The following is a 20,212-nucleotide window of genomic DNA, read 5'->3' on the forward strand; positions in this document are numbered from 1 at the left end:
CATGCTTTCCACCACGCCCCGCACGACGCTCGGCCGCAAGAAGAACCGCGCCGTGACCGACCGCTCGGTCCTGCACGCCGTCCTGGACGCCGGGCTCATCTGCCACCTCGGTGTGGTCCGCGACGGGTTCCCGCTGGTCCTCCCGACCGGCTACGGCCGCGACGGCGACACGCTCTACCTGCACGGTTCGACCGGCGCGGCCAGCCTCCGCACGGCGGCCCAGGACCTCGACGTCTGCGTCACGGTGACCCTCCTCGACGGCATCGTCTACGCGCGTTCGGTGAACAACCACTCGATGAACTACCGCAGCGCCGTCATCCTCGGCCAGGCGAAGCTGGTCGTCGACGCCGAAGCGAAGATGCACGGCCTGAAGGTGCTCACCGACCACCTCGCGCCGGGCTCGTGGGAGCACGCCCGCGAGGTCAGCACGAAGGAGTTCGCCGCGGTCAGCGTGCTCGCCCTCGACCTCGCCGAGGCGTCGGTGAAGATGCGTGCTGAGGGCCCCGACGACGAGCCGGACGACGTCGGCGCGGACGCCGCCTGGGCGGGCGTCCTGCCGGTGCGGACGGTCTTCGGCGCGCCCGAGCCGTCCACCGACCTCTCCCCCGGCTGGACGGTCCCGCCGCACGTCACCGGCCGGGAGTAGGACGCTGTCGATCCGCGGGGTCGCCGTTCGTGTAGCGGGCGAATGATCCCCCGAAGCGGAAGGACACCCCGATGCGTTCGATCGGCGTCACCATGAACGTCACCCTCGACGGCGTTGTGCAGGGCCTCGGCCGGCCCGACGAGGACACCCGCGGCGGCTTCCCGCACGGCGGCTGGGGCAACCGCCACCAGGACGAAGTCATGGCCGAGGAGATGAGCCGCGGCATGAGCGAGCCCGGTGACATGCTGTTCGGCCGCCGCACCTGGGAGGACTTCACCAAGGTGTGGGCGGGGCGCGAGGACGGCAACCCGTTCACCACGCACATGAACGCCGCCACCAAGTACGTCGCCTCGACCACCCTCGAGGACGCCGGCGCGTGGCAGAACTCCGTGCTGCTGCGCGGTGACGCGGCGCGAACCGTCGCCGAGCTGAAGGCCCGGCCCGGCAACAACCTGTCGATCATCGGCAGCGCCGCGCTCGTGCGCGCCCTGCACACCGCCGGGCTGGTCGACCGCTACACACTGCTGATCCACCCGCTGACCCTCGGCGCCGGCGCGCGCCTCTTCGACGGCCCGGCGCCGCTCACCGAGTTCACGCTCACCCGCAGCGTCCCGACGACGAAGGGCGTCATCATCGCCTACTACGACCGGGTCGCTAGCGAGCCGGCGGAAGCCTGACCGTGAACGTCGTGCGACCCGGCGCCGACTCGACGGCGACCGTGCCGCCGTGCGCCGTCACCAAGGACTGGACCACCGACAGGCCGAGCCCGGTGCCGCCGTTGCCGCGGGTGCGGGAGTCGTCGACGCGGAAGAACCGGTCGAAGATCCGCTCCTGGTCGGCCGGCGCGATGCCGGGCCCGGCATCGGCGACCCGGACGACGGCTTCGGCACCCTCGACCGCCACCGAGACGTGCACCGCGGTGCCCGGTGGCGTGTGCACGGCGGCGTTGGCCAGCAGGTTGTCGAGCACCTGCCGCAGCCGCACCGGGTCGGCGTCCACCGGCGCCGCGGCCAGCGAAGTGGTCAAGGGATGGTCGGGCCGGCCGGCGGCGAACGCGTCCGCCGCGTCGCCGGCCAGCTCCGCCAGGTCGGTGCGCTCCGGGCGCAACGGCGTCTCGGCGGCCCGCGCGTCGAGCCGGGCCAGCAGCAGGAGGTCGTCGACGAGCACGGTCATCCGCGCCGTCTCCTCCCGGATCTTCGCCAGGTGTGCTTCCCGCTCCTCGGGCTCGTTCGCCGCGGCGTAGCGGAAGAGGTCGGCGTACCCGCGGATCGACGTCAGCGGGGTCCGCAGCTCGTGGGACGCGTCGGCGACGAACCGGCGCAGGCGTTCGTTCGCCTCGGTCTTCGCGGACAGGGACGTGTCGATGTGGGCCAGCATCACGTTGAACGCCGTCCGCAGCTCCTCGACCTCCGCGCCGCCGCCGGCCCCCGCCGCGCGCACCGGCAGGTCGGGGTTCGCGGTGAGGTCGTGCGACGCGATGTCGTGCGCGGTGCCCGCCATGTCGGCCAGCGGACGCAGGCCGCGGCGCAGCACCAGCCGGCCGACGACCACCAGCACCGCCAGCGCCAACGCGAAGGCGCCGACCTCGACCCAGATCAGCTGCCGGACGGTCCCGTTCAGGTCCCCCTGCGGTGCGGCGCTCAGCAGCACCGAATCGGTGTCGACCGGGCAGGCGCGCACCCGGTACGGCCCGTCGTCGTGCAGGTAGATGTTGCGCGTGACGTCGCCGTTCACCGCCTCTTCGGCGATCTTCGCCAGCTGCTTGGCGTCCCCCGGCAGCTTCCCGCCGGATTCGGGCGTCGCGACGCCGTCACGCACGTGGTAGAGCGCCGAGTACCAGGAGTACACCGACTGCGGCGAGCCGTGTGTCTCGCGCAGCAACGGCACCTGCGTGTTCTGGCTCTTGGACAACTGCTCGTCGAGCCGCCGGTCGAGGTAGCCGTGCATGATCCCGACCGTCGTGACGCCGACGGCCGCGAACACCACCAGCGCGAGCGCGCCGAGGCCGAGGGTGATCCGCGTGCCGAGCCGGGTGCGCTGCCAGGCCCCGTACCACTTGCGGAAGGTGCGCCTCACCGGTTGACCTGGCGCACGACGTAACCGACCCCGCGGACGGTGTGGATCAACGGCTCACCGGCGCCCGCGTCGACCTTGCGGCGCAGGTGCGAGATGACCAGTTCGACCACATTGGACCGGCCGCCGAAGTCGTACTCCCAGACGTGGTCGAGGATCTGCGCCTTGGTCAGCACGGACGGCGAGCGGCGCATGAGGTAGCGCAGCAGCTCGTACTCGGTCGGGGTCAGCTCGGCGGGCGGCCCTTCGCCGCGGCGGACCTCGCGGGTGTCCTCGTCCAGGGTCAGGTCCCCGACGCGCAGCACCGCCCCGCGCGCCGCGGCCTGGTGCGCGACGCCGGTGCTGCGCCGCAGCACCGCCCGCAACCGCGCCATCAGCTCCTCGACGGAAAACGGTTTCACCAGGTAGTCGTCACCCCCGCGGGTGAGCCCGGCGATCCGGTCGGCGGTCGCGTCCTTGGCCGTGAGGAACACCACGGGCACCGCGCTGCCGTTCTCCCGGAGGCGGTCGAGCACGGTGAAGCCGTCGAGATCGGGCAGCATCAGGTCGAGCACGACGATGTCCGGTGCGAACTCCTCGGCCCGGCTCAGCGCGGCCTTCCCGGACCCGGCCGTGACCGCCTGCCAGCCCTCGTACCGGGCGACGGTGGCGACGAGGTCGGCGATGTGCGGCTCGTCGTCGACGACGAGCAGGCGCACGGGTTCGGAGGGCTGCACCACCCCATCTTCTCCCGGCGCGCGAGCGGACGGCGACCGGTGGCACGGGCCGACAGGAATCCGACAGCCGGTACCCAGACTCGCCACAGGCTGCGTGGCGAGGCTGGCCTTCGTGAACCGAACCGAAGGGGGATCCGTGTGACGAGCATGACGCAGACCGCCGAGGCCACGCGCCCGGCGATCCGCCCCCGGATCGCCGCGAAATCCGGCCTCTTCCTCCTCCTGGGCGCCAACGTGGGCGCCGTGACCGTCCTGTTCGCACAGGCCGGGCTCTCGCCCAACGTGCTGATCAGCATCGGCCGGCTCGCCGGGCTGTACGGCGCGCTCGCGATGGCGTTCCAGCTGCTGCTGGTGGCCCGGCTGCCCTGGCTGGACCGGCGGATCGGCATGGACCGGCTCACGACCTGGCACCGCTGGACCGGCTTCACGATCCTGTGGACGCTGCTCGCGCACCTGGTGTTCATCGTCTTCGGGTACGCCGAGGTCGAGAACCACGGTGTGGTCGACGAGCTGGTGGACATGGCGAACCAGCTGGAGGGCATCCTGCGTGCGCTGGTGGCGTTCGCGGTGATCCTGATCGTCGGGGCGGCGTCGGCGAAGTTCGCGCGCAAGCGGCTCGCGTACGAGACGTGGCACTTCATCCACCTCTACACCTACGCGGCGATCGTGCTGGCGTTCACGCACCAGATCGCGCTCGGCACGTCGTTCGCCGGCTCGCCGATGGCGAAGGGCTACTGGTGGTCGCTCTGGCTCGGGGCCGGTTCCGCGGTGCTCGCCGGGCGCGTGCTGCTGCCGCTGTGGCGGAACCTGCGCCACCGGTTGCGGGTCACCGCGGTGGTTTCGGAGTCCCCGGACGTGGTTTCGGTCTACATGAGCGGCAAGCACCTCGACCGGATGCCGGTCCGCGCCGGTCAGTTCTTCCTGTGGCGGTTCCTCACCAAGGACCGCTGGTACCAGGCCAACCCCTTCTCGCTGTCCGCCGCGCCCGACGGCCGCACCCTGCGGCTGACGGCGAAGGCGCTCGGCGACGCCAGCGCGTCGCTGCGCAGCCTCCGCGTCGGGACGCGGGTGTTCGCCGAAGGCCCGTACGGCGCGTTCACCACGATCCACCAGCGGCGGCCCGACGCGCTGCTCGTGGCGGGCGGGGTCGGCATCACGCCGATCCGCGCGCTGCTGGAGGACATCCAAGGCCACGTCGTGGTGCTCTACCGGGTGCGCACGCAGGCCGACGCGGTGCTGCTGCCGGAGCTGAACGACCTGGCCAAGGCGCGCGGCGCGATGGTGAGTGTCCTCACCGGACCCGACCAGGCGGTCGGCCCGCGCGGCACGATGCTCGGCCCGGCGAACCTGCACATGATGGTGCCGGACGTGCACGAGCGGGACGTGTTCGTCTGCGGCCCGCCGGGGATGACGTCGGCCGTGCTGCGCAGCCTGCGGGAGCTGCGGGTGCCGAAGGCTCAGGTCCACGCCGAACGCTTCAGCCTCGCGGCCTAGGGAGAGGTGTTGTGAAGAGAACCATCTTCGTCGTCGCGCTGTCGATCGCGGGTTTCATCGCGGTCTGGCGGTTCGAGCCCGGGCCGCCGGTGCAGAACACCGCCATCGCCCAGGCGCCCCCGGCCGTGACCGCACCGTCCACTTCGGCTCCGCCACCCTCCACTTCGGCCGGTGGGCCGACCGGCGGCACCTCGGACTCCCCCACGCCGTCCGCACCGCCGTCATCCGCACCGCCGTCGTCCACTCCGGACAGTGCAAACGCGACGGTGACCACGCAGGGCACGCCGGAGTGGAGCACCTACGGGACCGTGCAGGTCCAGGTGACCTTCACCGGTTCCCGGATGGCCGCGATCACCCTGCTGCAGGCGCCGGACGGCGGGCGCGCGCTGACCGCGTTGCCGAAGCTGCAGGAAGCGGCCATCAAGGCGCAGAGCGCCGACATCGACACGGTGACCGGTGCGACCGAGACGAGCGAGTCGTACAAGACGTCGCTGCAGGCGGCCATCAACGCGCGGGGCAAGCGATGACCACCCGCGTGGAACAGGTGATGGGCCTGCCGATCTCCCTCGACCTGCGGGACGAGGGGGACTTCGCCGAGGTCGTCGACGAGGTCTTCGCCTGGTTCCGCGACGTCGACGCCAAGTTCAGCCCGTTCAAGGAGGACAGCGAAGTCAGCCGCTACGACCGCGGCGAGCTGCCGGCCGAGGAGCTGAGCGACGACCTCCTGGAGGTGCTGGAGCTCTGCGCGTACTACGAGCAGCTCTCCGGCGGCGCCTTCCGCGCGCGGCTGCCCGGGCGCGGCCTCGACCCGTGCGCGGTGGTGAAGGGCTGGGCGGTGCAGCGCGCCGCGGACCTGCTCAAGGCCGAAGGCGCAACGACGTTCTGCCTCAACGCCGGCGGCGACGTCGTCACCGCCGGTGAGCCGGAGCCCGGCCGCCCGTGGCGGGTCGGGGTGCGCCACCCCGAGCAGCCCCTCGCGGTGTGCGCGGTGCTGGAGTCGCGCAACGGCGCCATCGCGACGTCGGCGGCCTACGAGCGCGGCTCGCACATCTTCGACGGCCGCTCCGGCGCGCCGGCGACCGGGCTGATGAGCGTCACTGTCGTGGCCGGCGACCTGGTCACCGCGGACGCGCTGGCCACCGCGGCGTTCGCGATGGGCGCGGAGGGCATCACCTGGGCGGCCGACCGGCCGGACTGCGAGATCCTCATCGTCGACGACAGCCGGCGGGTGCACCGGACGGCGGGCCTGGACCTGGCGTCCTGACGGCGTCCGCCAAAACCGGTCGCCTCGGCGCGGGTGCTCGGCCAGACTCGGGGCATGCCTTCTGCCGTGCTGCACGTGTCCGTCGACTGCGCCGACCCCTACACCCTTTGCCAGTTCTGGAGCCAGGTCACCGGGAAACCGATCCCCGACGAAGACCAGCCCGGTGACGACGAAGTCGGCATCGAGCTGGAGGGCGGGATCGACCTGCTGTTCCTGAAGGTGCCGGAGCCGAAGACGGTCAAGAACCGGCTCCACCTGTGCCTGCAGCCGGACGACCCGCGTGACGAAGAGGTCGGGCGGCTGATCGGGCTGGGCGCCACGCTCGTCCACGACCGGCGCAACCCGGACGGCACCGGCTGGGCCGTGCTCGCCGACCCCGAGGGTAACGAGTTCTGCGTGCTCCGCAGCGCGGCCGAGCGCGCGGCGACGTCGTGACGGACTCGTTCGCGATCAACAAGGCCAACTGGGACGAGCGCGCGCCGCTGCACGCGGCGTCGCCGGACTACAACTTCGCCGACTTCGTCGCGGATCCGGCGTACCTCAGCGGCGTGCTGCGGTTCGACCGGCCGCGCCTGGGCGACGTCACCGGGCTGCGCGCGGTGCACCTGCAGTGCCACATCGGCACGGACACCGTTTCGCTGTCGCGGCTCGGCGCTTCCGTGACGGGCCTCGACTTCTCGGGAGCGTCGCTGGCGGAAGCACGCCGGCTCGCTTCGGCGGCGGGCGCCCGGATCGACTTCCACGAGGCGAACGTCTACGACGCCGTCGAGGTGCTGGGCGCCGGCCGGTTCGACCTGGTCTACACCGGGATCGGCGCGCTGTGCTGGCTGCCGTCGATCGCGCGGTGGGCCTCGGTCGTCGCCGGGCTGCTGCGGCCGGGCGGGCGGCTGTTCATCCGGGAAAGCCATCCGATGCTGGGCACGCTGGACGACGCCGACCCGGCGGTGCCGCGCTACCCGTACTTCGAGCACGCCGAGCCGATGGTGTTCGACGAGCCGGTCACCTACGTCGAGGTCGACGGCGCGCTGAGCAACTCGGTGAACCACGAGTGGGCGCATTCGCTGGGCGAGATCATCACGGCGCTGCTGGACAACGGCTTGACGCTGACCGGCTTCACCGAACACGACAGCGTCCCGTGGAACGCGCTGCCCGGGCAGATGGTGCACGACGAGGCCGAGGACGAGTGGCGGCTGAAGGACGCGCCCTCGCGGCTGGCCGCGAGCTACACGCTCCAGGCGGTCAAGGGCGGCTGAATAGGGTGGGCGCATGCCCTTGATCGCGGTCGCCACGCTGGGCGGCACCATTTCGATGGCCTCGGTGGCCGGCGAAGGCGGCGCCGTCCCCCGTCTCGGCGCGGACGAGCTGCTCGGCGGCCTCGGCGACCTACCGATGGACGTGCTGGCCGAAACCCTGGCCGGGATCGGCAGCGCGTCGATGGACTTCGCGACGCTGCTGCGGTGCGTCGACTGGGGGTTGCGGCAGGAAGCCGACGGGTTCGTCGTGGTGCAGGGCACGGACACCCTCGAGGAGACGGCGTACTTCCTGGACCTGTGCTGGCCGTCGGAGGTCCCGGTGGTGGTCACCGGCGCGATGCGGAACGCGGGCCTGCTCAGCCCGGACGGTCCGGCCAATCTGCGCAACGCGCTGACCGTCGCGGCCGACCCGCGCAGCCGTGGCCGCGGTGCACTGGTGACGTTGAACGACGACGTGCACGCGGCCCGCTGGGTGCGGAAAGCGCATTCGAGCCGCCTGGACGCGTTTTCCTCGGCGCCGGCGGGCCCGCTCGGCATGCTCGTCGAGCAGGCGGTGCACTACTTCCACCCGTCACCGCCGCGGTTGCCTTTTCTGTCGGGGGACGACTTCAGCGGCTTGGTTCCCGTGGTGGAGGCAGGTCTGGACGACTCCGGTGCGGTGCTGGAACACGCGGCCGCGCAGGCGGGAGTGCGCGGCGTGGTGCTGGCCGCGACGGGCGCCGGGCACGTGTCGGCGGGGACGGCCGACGTGGTCGAGCGGCTGCTGCCGTCGGTGCCGGTGGTGGTCGCTTCGCGGACGGGCGCGGGCCCGACCCTGCGGTCGACGTACGGCTTCCGCGGTTCGGAGTCGAGCCTGATCGCGATGGGCGCGACGATGGCGGGCTGGCTGGACGCGCGCAAGTCGCGGATCCTGCTCCGCACCTTGCTGGCGGGCGGCGCGGACCGGCAGGCGATCGAGCGCGAGTTCCGCTCGCGCGGCGACCTCGACTGAGCTGGACTGAGCTGGTCCCGGACAACAGCGGAACCGCGAGGGCTCAGTCCCGGACCGGGCCGCCGAGCGGGTCGAGGTGGTAGGGGCGCATTTCGCGGGCCGCGTCGCGGTAGACGTGAACCGAGACCGCCGGGTCCGGGCCGTCGTTGCGGACCTCGTGCACGTAGCCCGGCCCGAACACCCGGGACTGCCCCGCCGCGAGCGCGTGCAGCTCGGTGATCGCGCGGCCGTCCGGGGCGCGGCGGGCGACCGCTTCCGTCAGGTGGCCGCTGACCACGGTGAACGCGCCGCTGGCGAACGCGTGGTCGTGCAGGTCGGTGTGCTGGCCGGGCAGCCAGCTCATCAGCCACACCTCCTGCTGCTCGTCCTTCGACACCAGCGTCGCGAAACGCTCGTCGGGGTCGTAGCGCAGGAGGTGCTTCCAGCGGTCACGGTCGGCGGCGACCTCCAGCGCGACGCGCACGGGGTGGCGCAGCGCGGGGTTCTCGGGACGCAGCAGGGTGTTGTCGGGAACGGCGAACATGAAGATCCTCACGGAAGCAGAAAAAGGGGTGTCGAGCTGGGCCGGGCAGTGGATCAGCGACAACAGCGACACGCGCACACGACGGCGCAGAGGTCGTGGCGACCCCGCAGCTCAGTCATCTCGTGCGCGAACATACGACCAGAGTCGCAGCCACCCCGGAACCGGTCAAGACCTCTCAGCAACCGGGAAGAAGGTCACATCCTTCAGGACCACTCGTGCTTCTGCGACCGTCCGAGCAGCTCCGCGCCGGCCCGCCGCGGGTCGACACCTTCGTGGCACACGCGGTGCATCGCGTCGGTGATCGGCATGTCGACACCGAGGCTGAGCGCCAGCGCCCGGATCGACGAGCACGACATCACCCCCTCGGCGACCTGCCCACCGGCGGCCGCCTGCGCCTGCTCGAGGGTCTCGCCGCGGCCGAGGCGCTCGCCGAACGTCCGGTTGCGCGAAAGCGGCGACGAACACGTCGCCACCAGGTCGCCGACCCCGGCGAGCCCGGCGAACGTCAGCGGGTCGGCGCCGAGTTTTGCGCCGAGCCGGGCCATCTCGGCCAGGCCGCGCGTGATCAGCGTCGCCATCGTGTTGGTGCCGAGGCCGAGGCCCGCGGCCATCCCGGTGCTGAGCGCGATGACGTTCTTGCAGGCGCCGCCGAGCTCACACCCGACCACGTCGGTGTTCGTGTACGGCCGGAAGTAGGAGTTGGCGCACGCGCGCTGGATCGCGACCGCGCGCTCGTGGTCGGCGCAGGCGAGCACCGAGGCCGACGGCTGGCCGGCGGCGATCTCCTTGGCCAGGTTCGGCCCGGTGACCACCACGACGTCGGCGGCGTCGATCCCGACGATCTCGCCGATCACCTCGCTCATCCGCTTGAGCGTGCCCAGTTCGACACCCTTGGCGAGGCTGACGAGGATCGCGTCCGGCGGCAGCAGGGGGCGCCACGCCGAGAGGTTCGCCCGCAGACTCTGGCTGGGCACCCCGAGCACGACGGCCTGGGCGCCTTCGAGGGCCTTCGCCGGATCGCTGGTGGCGGTGATGTTCGCCGGCAGCTCGGCGTCCGGCAGGTACGCGCTGTTGACGTGCCGCTCGCGGATGTCCTCGGCGACCTGCTCGCGGCGCGCCCACATCGTGACGTCGCGCCCGGCGTCGCCGAGCACCTTCGCAAAGGCGGTGCCCCAGGAACCGGCGCCGAGCACGGTGACCCGCTGGACGTCGGCGCGCATCAGACGGGGTCCCCCGGCTTCGCCGACGGCGGTTCTTCGTGCCGGATCTCGCCGAGCAGCCGGGTCACCTCGTCCATCATGACCTTGGTGACCTCACGCAGCTTCGACGCGCTGCGCGCGCTGCCTTCGCGGTAGGCCGAGAGGTCGATCGGGTCGCCGACCCTGTGGGTGATCGTCTTGCGCGGGAACGGCGTGAACTTCTTGGTGTAGCCGTTGAAGAGCTCGCTGGTGCCCCAGCGGGCGATGGGGATCACCGGGACGTCGTTCTGCAGCGCGAGCCGGGCGGCGCCGGTGAAGGACTCCTTGGGCCAGCCGGCCGGGTCCTTGGTGATGGTGCCCTCGGGGTAGATGACGACGATCTTGCCCTCCTGCAGGGCCTGGTGCGCCGCCTTGAGGCTGTCCCCGGCGGCGGCCGAGCCGCGCGAAACCGGGATCTGCCCGGAGCCGACGAAGATCTTCCCGAAGACCGGCGTCCGGGTGAGGCTCTCCTTGCCGAGGAAGCGGGGCACCCGCTTGGCCCGGTGCACGAACACGGCGTCGACAACGGGGTCGAGGTGCGAGACGTGGTTCAGGACGAGCAGCGCGGGCCCTTCCCGCGGAACTTTCTCGTCCCCGACGTAGACCCGCCGCGCGATCGCGGTGAGCGGGTAGAACACAGCGGCGGCCAACCCCACCCAGAAGCCGCCCTTCTCACGCCGGGCCACGATCTCCTCCTCCACGTCACACGTCCGCCCCAGATCCTGCCGCCCCAGATCCTGCCGCGCCGGGGTCGGCACGGTCCAGGGAGGGTGGGTTCAGCGCCTTCGCCCAGGCCGGGGACCAGCGGAGTCGGCCGCGGCTCCGCCGCCACACGATGCCCACTCGCCCCCGCCCCGCCCCGGCTCGGTCGCCTCCGGAATGCAGTGAACGACTCTTTCATGGCGTCGGACGCCTTGAACGAGTCGTTCACTGCGTTCAAGCGAGCCGTCGGAGGTTGCGCCGGCCGGTCGCCCGAGGTCGCCAGGGCGCGTTGATCGCCTGAACCGCGACTTGCCCGGCGCCACCACAGAGCCCACCCGTCCCAGGGGGCCGCCCCGTCACCAGCGTATCGGCCCCCACCCGCAGAACCCCGCCGCCGACGCCCCCGCACCCCGAGTTGTCCACAACACCCGTCGCCTGTGGACAACCACCCCCACGGGCCGACACCCCGCGGGCGTTTCCGGTAAAGATGGACACGTGGACGTGGACCTGGTCGTGCCGATGAAACACCCCCGCGACGGCAAGTCGCGGCTGCGGGGCGCCGTCGAGGCGGACCGGCATCCCGGGCTGGTCCTGGCGCTCGCCGCCGACACGCTCGCCGCCGTGACGTCGGCCGGGCGGGTGCGGCGGGTGCTGCTCGTCGCCGCCGATCCCGCCGCCGTCGCCGAGCTGGCCGAGCTCGGGGTCGAAGTCGTCGCGGAGCCCGCAGCGGAGAAGAACCTCAACGCCGCCTTCCGCCACGGCGAGGCCCTGCTGCGCGCCGACGACCCGGCCGCCGTTGTCGGCGCCCTCCAGGCCGACCTGCCCGCCCTCCGCGCCGGCGACCTCTCGGCCGCGATCGCCGAAGCGGCCGGCGGGCGAGCCTTCGTCGCCGACCGCCAGGGCACCGGCACCACCCTCCTGCTCTCCGCGCCCGGCGCGCCCCTCGACCCGCGCTTCGGCCCGGGCTCGGCGCAGAAGCACGCGGCTTCCGGGGCCGTCCCGCTCGGCCAGCCGCTGCCAAGTCTGCGCAGCGACGTCGATACCCCGGAAGACCTCGCCCACGTGCGGGTCCTGGGTGTCGGGAAACACACCGCGGAGCTGTTCACCTGACCTTCACCGCGGCCGGAGCAAATCCGCCGGGCTTAGTGAAGAATGGGGGCCGTGAGCACAGACGACGGCAGCACGCCCGCACCGCGGAGGCGACGGAACCCGGCAAGCGGATCTTCGGACACGGCGAAGAAGACCACCGCGGCCAAACCCGCGGCGGCGAAGAAGGTCCCGTCGAAGTCCACCGCTCGCGACACCGCCGCCCGTGCCACCGCCGGGAAGGCCAGGGTCCGCAAGAGCACGCCCGCCGCGTCGACGCCCCGGCGCCGCAGCGCCGCGCAGGGAAACGCGCGTGGCGCCGAGGAGTTCCGCGCCGTCCCGTCGGCGCCGCCCGCGGTCACCGCCGCGCCGACCGCGGTCGAGTCGCTGCCGGACGACCGGTACTTCAACCGTGAGCTCTCGTGGCAGGACTTCAACGCCCGCGTGCTCGCGCTGGCCGAGGACGAGTCGCAGCCGCTGCTCGAACGGACGAAGTTCCTCGCCATCTTCGCGTCCAATCTGGACGAGTTCTACATGGTCCGCGTCGCCGGCCTGAAGCGCCGCGACGAGACCGGCCTGCTGGTGCGCAGCGCGGACGGGCTCACCCCGCGCGAGCAGCTCGACTACATCGCCAAGCGCAACCAGGACCTGGTCGAGCAGCAGACCGGCGCGTTCGAGAAGGGCCTGCGCCCGCTGCTGGCCGAGCACGACATCCGGATCGTCGGCTGGGCCGACCTCACCGGCGCCGACCAGCTGCGCCTGTCCAGCTACTTCTCCGAGCAGATCTTCCCGGTGCTGACGCCGCTGGCCGTCGACCCGGCACACCCGTTCCCGTACATCTCCGGCCTTTCGCTCAACCTGGCCGTCACCGTCCGGGACCCGGAAGGCGGCACCGAGCGCTTCGCCAGGGTCAAGGTGCCCAGCAACGTGCCGCGCCTGATGCGCGTCGAGACCGAGCGGACCAGCCGCACGGCGACCTTCCTGCCGCTGGAAGAGCTCATCGCCGCGCACCTGGGCGAGCTGTTCACCGGGATGGACGTCACCGAGCACCACGTCTTCCGCGTCACCCGCAACGCCGACTTCGAGGTCGACGAGGACCGCGACGAGGACCTGCTCCAGGCCCTCGAGCGCGAACTGGCGCAGCGCCGCTTCGGCCCGCCGGTGCGCCTCGAGGTCGCGCAGGACATGAGCGAGCACATGCTCGAGCTGCTGCTGCGCGAGCTGGACGTCGACCCGGCCGACGTCGTCGAGGTGCCCGGCCTGCTCGACCTGACCTGCCTGCACCAGCTGTCCAGTGTGGATCGCAAGGAGCTGAAGGACCGGCCGTTCGTGCCGGCGACGCACCCCGCGTTCGGCGAGCGCGAGACCCCGAAGAGCGTCTTCGCGACGCTGCGCGAGGGTGACGTGCTGGTGCACCACCCGTACGACTCGTTCTCCACCAGCGTGCAGCGGTTCATCGAGCAGGCGGCGGCCGACTCGAAGGTCCTCGCGATCAAGCAGACGCTGTACCGGACCTCGGGTGACTCCCCGATCGTCGACGCGCTGATCGACGCGGCGGAGGCGGGCAAGCAGGTCGTCGCGCTGGTGGAGATCAAGGCGCGGTTCGACGAGCAGGCGAACATCACCTGGGCGCGCACGCTGGAGCGCGCGGGCGTGCACGTGGTGTACGGCCTGGTCGGGCTGAAGACGCACTGCAAGGTGTCGATGATCGTGCGCCAGGAGGGCTCGACCATCCGCCGCTACTGCCACATCGGCACCGGCAACTACAACCCGAAGACGGCGCGGCTCTACGAGGACATCGGCCTGTTCACCGCCGACCCGAGCATCGGCGCGGACGTCACCGACCTGTTCAACGTGCTCACCGGCTACTCCCGGCAGGACACCTACCGCACGATCCTCACCTCGCCGCACGGCATCCGCCGGGGCATCGTCCGCGCGATCGGCGAGGAGATCGAGCTGGCGCGGGCCGGCCAGAACGCCGGCATCCGGATCAAGTGCAACTCGCTGGTCGACGAGCAGATCATCGACGCGCTCTACCACGCGTCGCAGGCCGGGGTGCCGGTCGAGATCGTGGTGCGCGGGATCTGCACGCTGAAGCCCGGCATCGAAGGGCTGTCCGAGAACATCCACGTCCGGTCGATCCTCGGCCGGTTCCTGGAGCACTCGCGGGTCTTCCACTTCCGCGCCGGCGGCACGCACTGGATCGGCAGCGCGGACATGATGCACCGCAACCTCGACCGGCGGATCGAGGCGCTGGTGCGGGTCAAGGACCCGAAGCTGACCCGGCAGCTCGACGACATCTTCGACTCGGCGCTCGACCCCGCGACGCGGTGCTGGGTGCTGACCGCGAGCGGCGAGTGGGCGCCGTTCCCGGCCGACGGCTCGCGGGTGCGCGACCACCAGCTCGAGCTGGCGAAGCTGCACGGGGCCGCCGGATGACCCAGGAGGTACGGGCGGCCGGCGCGGTGCTGTGGCGCGTCGCCGGGAGGGGGACGGAAGTCGCCCTGGTGCACCGCCCGCGGTACGACGACTGGTCGTTGCCGAAGGGAAAGCTCGACCCCGGCGAGACGATCGCCGAGGCCGCCGTCCGGGAGGTGCGGGAGGAGACCGGGTTCGACGCGGTCCTGGGCCGCTACCTGGCCCGGACGGCATACCGGGTGCCGGCGAAGAACGGCTCCGGGACGGTGCCGAAGACGGTCGACTACTTCGCCGCCGAAGCGGTGTCCGGCGAGTTCGCCGCCAACGACGAGGTGGACGAGCTGCGCTGGCTCGACGCCTCCGCGGCGGAAAAGGCGCTGACCCGGCCGGAGGACGTGCGGGTGCTGCGCGCGTTCTGCGAGCTGCCGGTCGGCCTGACGACCGTGGTGCTGGTGCGGCACGCGAAGGCCGGCAAGCGCGACGAATGGACCGGCGACGACGATCTCCGGCCGTTGTCGGAAGCCGGCCTGCGGCAGGCCGCGGCGTTGCGGCGCGTGGTCACGCTGTTCGGGCCGGACCGGGTGCTGTCGGCGCCGCGGCTGCGCTGCGTGCAGACGGTGCACGGCATCGCCGACGACGTCGGGGCCGAGGTCCGGCACGAGCCGTTGCTGTCGGAAGAGGGTTACTGGCCCGATCCCGTGCTGGGTGTCGCACGGCTGCTGGCCGTGGCCGGCGACGGCGGGACGCCGGTGGTGTGCAGCCAGGGCGGGGTGATCCCGGACCTGGTGAGCGTGCTGGCGGACCGTGACGGCGTCGAGCTCGCGGCCGCTCGCGGCGGGGTGGTGCCGAGCAAGAAGGGCTCGTTCTGGGTCCTGTCGTTCCGGCCCCCGACCGTCGAGGACGGCCCGGTGCTGGTCTCGGCGGACTACCACCCGAGCGCCCTGCCGACCCCCTCCCCCAGCCGCTCCTGACCCCGAGCGCCCCAAGGCGGCCTTCGGTGCGTCTGACGCACCCAAGGCGGCCTTCGGTGCGTCAGACGCAACCAAGGCCACATTGGGGCGCTTCGTCCCGCGCCGCGCGACAGCGCCGTGACAGTGGACCTTGGTGTACTGGTCCCGGGTCCCGCTGGGCTGCGCCGGGCTAGGGGTACGGCGCATCCCGGGCGGGGGGTCGTTCCACGGGCACCGTTGCCAGCAGGGCCTGGATCTCCGTGCTGCGGGGGTCCCCGAGGCGCTGGCTGACGGTCAGCGCCTCGGCCCAGTGCGCACCCGCCTCCCCTGTCCGGCCGGTGCGGTGGTTCAGCCGGCCCAGCGTGATGCGGACGTCGATGGTGCCGTAGTCCGCGTTCAGCTCTTTCAGCTCGGCGAGCGCTTCGAGGCCGGCCTTCTCCGCTTCGTCGTGCCTGCCGGCCCCTTCGAGGGCCTCGGCGACGTTCCCCAGCGCGAGCGCCGCGTGGTAGCGGTCGCCCAGTTCGGCGAAGGCCTCGTGTGCGGCTTGGGCGGCTTCGGCCGCGTGGTCGTAGTCGTGCAGGCCGATGCGGCTGGCGCTGACGTTGAGGAGGGCGTGCGGGACGAACGTGCGCTGCCCCTGGTCGCGGGCGACGTGGACGGCCTGGAGCGCGTGGCGTTCGGCTTCGGCGTATTCGGCGCGGACGTAATAGGCGCCGGCGAGGTTGGAGAGGATCGCCACCGTCAGCGCGGTGTTTTCGCCCGTCTCGGAAGCGGCGCGGGCTTCCTCCAGCGCTTCGAGCGCCTTGTCGGGCTGCAGCGTCCGCAGGTACGCGGAGCCGAGGTTGTTGGCGCTGTACTGCAGGCCGGTGCGGTCGCCGGCCTCGCGCGTCGCGGTGACGGCGGTGCGCGCGGTGGTGATCCAGTCGTCGCGGTCGTGGCGTTCGGCGAAGAAGCCGCGCAGGAGCCAGGCGAGCTTCCAGGCGTGGGCGGGCCAGCCGTGGCCGGCGGCGACGCCGACGAGCGCGGTGAGGGCCGGGCGTTCGGTGGCGTACCAGGCGATCGTCTGCTCGTGCTGGGTGAACCGGACGGCGGGCACCGGCGCCGGGTCGAGCGTGATGTCGTCGGTGAGCAGGTCCGGGCGGACGAGCTTGTTGGCCTCGGCGACGGTCGCGAGGTACCAGTCGAGCAGCCGCCGGAGCGCCGCCTCGCGCTCCGTCTCGGTCGTTTCCGTTTCGACGAGCTCGGCGGCGTAGACCCGCAGGAGGTCGTGGAACTGGTAGCGGTCGGTGCCGGGCTGGTTGAGCAGGTGGGCGGCGGCGAGCTGGTCGGCGAGCTCCCGCGCCTCCTGCAGGCCGGCCCCGGCGAGCGCGGCGGCCGCGGACAGGCTGAAGCCGTGCCCGGGGTGCAGGCCGAGCAGCCGGAAGAAGCGGGCGGCGGCCGGGCGCAACGCCTTGTAGGACCAGGAGAACGCGGCCCGCAGGTCGGTGCCGGCGTCCTGCGGGTCGCGCAGGGTGTCGAGCCGCAGCCGCTGGTCGCGGAGCTCCTCGACGATCCCGGCCAGGGAAACGCCCGAGAACCGGGACGCGCGTTCGCCGGCCAGCGCCAGTGCCAGCGGCAGGCGGCCGCAGAGCTCCACGAGCTCGGCGACGGCGCCGGGCTCGGCGGCGAGGCGCTGCGGCCCGACACTGCCGGCGAGCAGGGCGGCGGCGTCACGGTCGTCGAAGGAGCGCAACGCGATCCGCCGGGCGCCGTCGCGGGCGACCAGGCCGCGCAGCTGGTTGCGGCTGGTCACGACGACGAGGTTGCCGGTGCCGGGCAGGAGCGGGCGGACCTGGTCGGCGTCGCGGGCGTTGTCGAGCAGCATCAGGGTGCGGCTGCCGGCCAGCCTGCTGCGCAGGAGCGCGGAGCGTTCCTCCACAGTGGAAGGCAGCGTCTCGGGCGGGACGCCGAGGGCGCGCAGGAAGCCGGCCAGCGCGGTGTCCGGCGTCACCGGGGTGTCCGCGGAGTGTCCGCGCAGGTCGAGGAACAGCTGGCCGCCGGCGAAGCGGTCGCGGACGCGGTGGGACCAGTGCACGGCCAGCGACGTCTTCCCGACCCCGGCGGTCCCCTCGATGACGACGATGCCGGACGCGCCCCCGGGCGGAAGCCGGTCGAGCTCGGCGAGTTCCGGTTCGCGGCCGGTGAAGCCGGCGACGTCGAAGGGCAGCTGCCGCGGCACGGTGGCCCCGACGGCGAGCCCGGTGTCGGCGGCGAGCAGCTCCGCGTGCAGGCGGCGCAGGCTTTCCCCCGGTTCGACCCCCAGCTCGTCGGCCAGCAGCGCGCGCAACCCGGCGTACCGGGCCAGTGCTTCCGCGCGGCGTCCGGACCGGGCGAGGGCCCGCACCAGCCGTTCCCACAACGATTCCCGCAGCGGGTGCTGGGCGACGAGATCGGTCAGTTCGGCGATGATCCGCGCGTCGGGGACGAGCCCGGCGTCGAGGTCGATGCGCTGTTCCACGGCGAAGAGGTAGCGCTCGGTCAGCAGCGGACCCCATTCCGCGGTCAGGGCGGGTGATCCGACCCCCTCGAGCGGCGTGCCGCCCCAGCCGGCGAGCGCGGAGGTGAGCAGGTCGCGGCGCTGCGCGGGTTCCGTCGCCGCGGCCGCCTGGTCCAGGGTGCGGAGGAAACGCAGGGCGTCCACCCGGGACGGGTCCACGACCAGCCGGTACCCGTCCGGTTCGGTGACGACGGTGTCTTCCCCGCACAGCCGGCGCAGGCGCATGACGTAGGTCTGCAGGCTCCCCCGGATGTGCGCGGGCGGCGCTTCCCCCCAGACACCACGCGCGAGGGCGTCGATCGTCACCAGGCGGCCCGCGGACAGCGCGAGGGTGGCGAGCAGCGCCCGCTGCCGCGAACTGGTCAGCACGACCGGCGACCCGTCGACGAGCGCCTGGAACGGACCGAGAAGCCGGATGTCGATGGTGGTCGCCCCCAGGTTCGCTCCGCGCACCGCCGGACCCGCCGGACGCGGGCCCCGAGGAGGCAGCGTGGCATCACTCGGCCGGGCGCTCAAGCAACTTTGCGAAATTGCCCGGAACCGGTCCCGGGGCCGAGGTTCGGCCGAGCGGGTGATCGGTGATGGGTGAGTTTCGCGGTGAGTGACCACCGGCTGTGTGTCCCAGACGGACAACTGGGCACCGGGCCCCGGTGCGTGGCGGGATCGCTTGCGGTGCGGTTCCTCGGGATCGACGGAAAACCGCCCACAGTTCAACCTGGCTGAGTGGCGCACGCGACAAGGCCCCGCGCACATCGGCGCGGGGCCCTGCCACGAATAACTCGCCTACCGGCGCATCACTTCTTCTTCGCGGCCGCCGAAGTCCGCCTCGCCGGTGCCTTCGCCGCGGTGGTCTTCCGCGCCGTGGTCGTCTTCGCCGCGGTGGTCTTCGCGGCCGTCGTCCTGGCCGCAGGCTTCGCGGCAGTCGTCTTCGCCGCCGCAGTCTTCGCGGCCGTCGTCCGTGCCGCGGCGGGCTTCGCAGCCGCAACCCTCGGAGCTGCCTTGGCCCGCGTCGCAGCCGCCTTCGGGGCCGCCTTGGCCGCCGTCGCGCGAGTGGCCGCCGGCTTTGCCGCCGTCGCGCGGGTCCGCGTCGCCGTGGCCCGGGCGGCGGCCGGCTTGGCCGCAGCCGCGCGAGGCGTGGTGGCCCGCGTCGTGGCCGCACGGGTGCCGGCCGCGGCCCGCTTGACCGGAGCCGCCTTGGCCAGCTTCTTCGCGCCGGAAACGACGTCCTTGAAGGTGGTCCCGGCCCGGAACGCGGGCACGTTCGTCTTCTTGACCCGCACGGCCTCACCGGTGCGCGGGTTCCGGGCCGTCCGCGCGGCGCGGGCGCGCTTCTCGAACACCCCGAAGCCGGTGATGGTGACCTTTTCGCCCTTGTTGACCGTCCGGATGATGATGTCCACCAGACCGTCGACCGCCTCGGAAGCGGCCTTCTTGTCGCCCAGGCGCTCGGTCAGCGCCTCGATCAGCTGAGCCTTGTTGGCCATTCGAGTCCTCCAAGAAGGAACTGCCCGTCCGCGGCCGCGTCGGCCGACCAGCACCACGGTATTACCAAGGCAGCCCAAATTCCAACCGGTCCGGAGGAATCTTTCCCTTGCCCCGGGGCGGGTTCCGCCTCACGGAGGAGCCCCTGGAGCGCCGTTCACCGTCATGCGGAAGGCACCAAAAAAGGGCGGGATCCCTTGCTGTGCAAGAGATCCCGCCCCGAAGGAGAACTATCCGGCGGCGACCGGCGTGGTCGTCGGCTTCCACGACGGGCGGCCGGACTCGAAGCCGTCGATCTCACCGGCATGGCGCAACGTGAGAGCGATGTCGTCGAGGCCTTCGAGCAGTCGCCAGCGGACGTAGTCGTCGATCTGGAAGGGCGCGGTGAAGTCCTTGGCCCGCACGGTCTTGGTCTCGAGGTCCACCGTGACCTCGGTGCCGGGCTCGTTTTCGAGCAGCTTCCAGAGCAGCTCGACGTCGTGCTGCTCGCACTGCGCGGCGACCAGGCCGCCCTTGCCGGAGTTGCCGCGGAAGATGTCGGCGAACCGGGCGGAGATGACGGCCTTGAAGCCGTAGTCCTTCAGCGCCCAGACGGCGTGCTCGCGGGAGGACCCGGTGCCGAAGTCCGGGCCCGCGACCAGCACGCTCCCGCTCTTGAACGGCTCGGTGTTGAGGATGAAGTCCTCGTCGCCGCGCCAGGCGGCGAACAGGCCGTCCTCGAAGCCGGTCCGGGTGACCCGCTTGAGGTAGACCGCCGGGATGATCTGGTCGGTGTCCACGTTGGACCGGCGCAGGGGGACGCCGATGCCGGTGTGCTGGGTGAACGGTTCCATGGTGGGA

19 protein-coding genes are annotated in these 20,212 nt (G+C 72.3%); 11 read left to right on the forward strand and 8 right to left on the reverse strand.

Annotated features, from left to right (window positions below; translation table 11 throughout):
* Position 1 precedes the first annotated feature (1 nt).
* Complete coding sequence (locus ACIA5G_RS28580; protein WP_395928558.1) at positions 2–646, forward strand: pyridoxamine 5'-phosphate oxidase family protein; 645 nt, start codon at positions 2–4, stop codon at positions 644–646.
* Between the two features lie 71 nt (positions 647–717).
* Complete coding sequence (locus ACIA5G_RS28585; RefSeq protein WP_395928560.1) at positions 718–1,323, forward strand: dihydrofolate reductase family protein; 606 nt, start codon at positions 718–720, stop codon at positions 1,321–1,323.
* Here ACIA5G_RS28585 and ACIA5G_RS28590 read toward each other — a convergent pair.
* On the reverse strand, positions 1,301–2,722 hold the full coding sequence (locus tag ACIA5G_RS28590; RefSeq protein WP_395928562.1) for a sensor histidine kinase: 1,422 nt from the start codon (positions 2,720–2,722) through the stop codon (positions 1,301–1,303). The two genes, ACIA5G_RS28585 and ACIA5G_RS28590, sit on opposite strands and share 23 nt — an antisense overlap.
* Positions 2,719–3,435, reverse strand: coding sequence for a response regulator transcription factor (locus tag ACIA5G_RS28595; RefSeq protein ID WP_395928564.1), 717 nt, complete (start codon positions 3,433–3,435; stop codon positions 2,719–2,721). The genes ACIA5G_RS28590 and ACIA5G_RS28595 overlap by 4 nt, the downstream gene beginning before the upstream one ends.
* Before the next feature lie 147 nt (positions 3,436–3,582).
* Here ACIA5G_RS28595 and ACIA5G_RS28600 point away from each other — a divergent pair, with 147 nt between their 5' ends.
* Genes ACIA5G_RS28600 through ACIA5G_RS28625 form a run of 6 tightly spaced genes read left to right on the forward strand, consistent with a single transcriptional unit; the run spans position 3,583 to position 8,437 of the window.
* Positions 3,583–4,929 (forward strand): ferric reductase-like transmembrane domain-containing protein, encoded by a 1,347-nt coding sequence (locus tag ACIA5G_RS28600; RefSeq protein WP_395929264.1) that lies wholly within the window; start codon positions 3,583–3,585, stop codon positions 4,927–4,929.
* Between the two features lie 11 nt (positions 4,930–4,940).
* A complete protein-coding gene (locus ACIA5G_RS28605; RefSeq protein ID WP_395928566.1) occupies positions 4,941–5,456 on the forward strand; it encodes an FMN-binding protein in 516 nt (171 codons plus the stop codon).
* Positions 5,453–6,193: an FAD:protein FMN transferase gene (locus ACIA5G_RS28610; protein ID WP_395928568.1), complete on the forward strand. Its 741-nt coding sequence runs from the start codon at positions 5,453–5,455 to the stop codon at positions 6,191–6,193. The genes ACIA5G_RS28605 and ACIA5G_RS28610 overlap by 4 nt, the downstream gene beginning before the upstream one ends.
* 54 nt (positions 6,194–6,247) lie before the next feature.
* Positions 6,248–6,628, forward strand: coding sequence for a VOC family protein (locus ACIA5G_RS28615; RefSeq protein WP_395928570.1), 381 nt, complete (start codon positions 6,248–6,250; stop codon positions 6,626–6,628).
* Positions 6,625–7,446 (forward strand): class I SAM-dependent methyltransferase, encoded by an 822-nt coding sequence (locus ACIA5G_RS28620; RefSeq protein ID WP_395928572.1) that lies wholly within the window; start codon positions 6,625–6,627, stop codon positions 7,444–7,446. Before ACIA5G_RS28615 ends, ACIA5G_RS28620 begins: the two co-directional genes overlap by 4 nt.
* A gap of 13 nt (positions 7,447–7,459) precedes the next feature.
* Complete coding sequence (locus ACIA5G_RS28625; RefSeq protein WP_395928574.1) at positions 7,460–8,437, forward strand: asparaginase; 978 nt, start codon at positions 7,460–7,462, stop codon at positions 8,435–8,437.
* A 43-nt stretch (positions 8,438–8,480) separates the two neighbouring features.
* Here the strand turns inward: ACIA5G_RS28625 and ACIA5G_RS28630 are convergent, their stop codons facing one another.
* The 3 genes from ACIA5G_RS28630 to ACIA5G_RS28640 all read right to left on the reverse strand — a co-directional run bounded on the left by ACIA5G_RS28630 (position 8,481) and on the right by ACIA5G_RS28640 (position 10,884).
* Positions 8,481–8,960, reverse strand: coding sequence for a cysteine dioxygenase (locus ACIA5G_RS28630; protein ID WP_395929266.1), 480 nt, complete (start codon positions 8,958–8,960; stop codon positions 8,481–8,483).
* 203 nt (positions 8,961–9,163) lie between these two features.
* A complete protein-coding gene (locus tag ACIA5G_RS28635; RefSeq protein ID WP_395928576.1) occupies positions 9,164–10,180 on the reverse strand; it encodes an NAD(P)H-dependent glycerol-3-phosphate dehydrogenase in 1,017 nt (338 codons plus the stop codon).
* Positions 10,180–10,884 (reverse strand): lysophospholipid acyltransferase family protein, encoded by a 705-nt coding sequence (locus ACIA5G_RS28640; protein ID WP_395928578.1) that lies wholly within the window; start codon positions 10,882–10,884, stop codon positions 10,180–10,182. Before ACIA5G_RS28640 ends, ACIA5G_RS28635 begins: the two co-directional genes overlap by 1 nt.
* A gap of 511 nt (positions 10,885–11,395) precedes the next feature.
* Between ACIA5G_RS28640 and cofC the strand changes: the two genes are divergently transcribed.
* From cofC to ACIA5G_RS28655, 3 genes are read left to right on the forward strand one after another with little or no spacing between them, the layout of a single operon-like run.
* On the forward strand, positions 11,396–12,010 hold the full coding sequence (gene cofC, locus ACIA5G_RS28645; RefSeq protein ID WP_395928580.1) for a 2-phospho-L-lactate guanylyltransferase: 615 nt from the start codon (positions 11,396–11,398) through the stop codon (positions 12,008–12,010).
* A gap of 42 nt (positions 12,011–12,052) precedes the next feature.
* The gene (locus ACIA5G_RS28650; protein WP_395928582.1) at positions 12,053–14,425 is read left to right on the forward strand and encodes an RNA degradosome polyphosphate kinase; all 2,373 of its coding nucleotides are present in this window, start codon (positions 12,053–12,055) and stop codon (positions 14,423–14,425) included.
* Positions 14,422–15,375, forward strand: coding sequence for an NUDIX domain-containing protein (locus tag ACIA5G_RS28655; protein ID WP_395928584.1), 954 nt, complete (start codon positions 14,422–14,424; stop codon positions 15,373–15,375). The genes ACIA5G_RS28650 and ACIA5G_RS28655 overlap by 4 nt, the downstream gene beginning before the upstream one ends.
* 169 nt (positions 15,376–15,544) lie before the next feature.
* On the opposite strand, the gene ACIA5G_RS28660 is transcribed toward ACIA5G_RS28655, so the two are convergent.
* From ACIA5G_RS28660 to leuD, 3 genes are all read right to left on the reverse strand, one after another.
* A complete protein-coding gene (locus ACIA5G_RS28660) occupies positions 15,545–18,343 on the reverse strand; it encodes a BTAD domain-containing putative transcriptional regulator (protein WP_395928586.1) in 2,799 nt (932 codons plus the stop codon).
* A 341-nt stretch (positions 18,344–18,684) separates the two neighbouring features.
* Positions 18,685–19,374 (reverse strand): HU family DNA-binding protein, encoded by a 690-nt coding sequence (locus ACIA5G_RS28665; protein WP_395928588.1) that lies wholly within the window; start codon positions 19,372–19,374, stop codon positions 18,685–18,687.
* Between the two features lie 228 nt (positions 19,375–19,602).
* Positions 19,603–20,205, reverse strand: coding sequence for a 3-isopropylmalate dehydratase small subunit (gene leuD / locus ACIA5G_RS28670; RefSeq protein ID WP_395928590.1), 603 nt, complete (start codon positions 20,203–20,205; stop codon positions 19,603–19,605).
* Positions 20,206–20,212: the final 7 nt, after the last annotated feature.

The organism is Amycolatopsis sp. NPDC051758 (genome assembly GCF_044453095.1).
Classification (GTDB): domain Bacteria; phylum Actinomycetota; class Actinomycetes; order Mycobacteriales; family Pseudonocardiaceae; genus Amycolatopsis.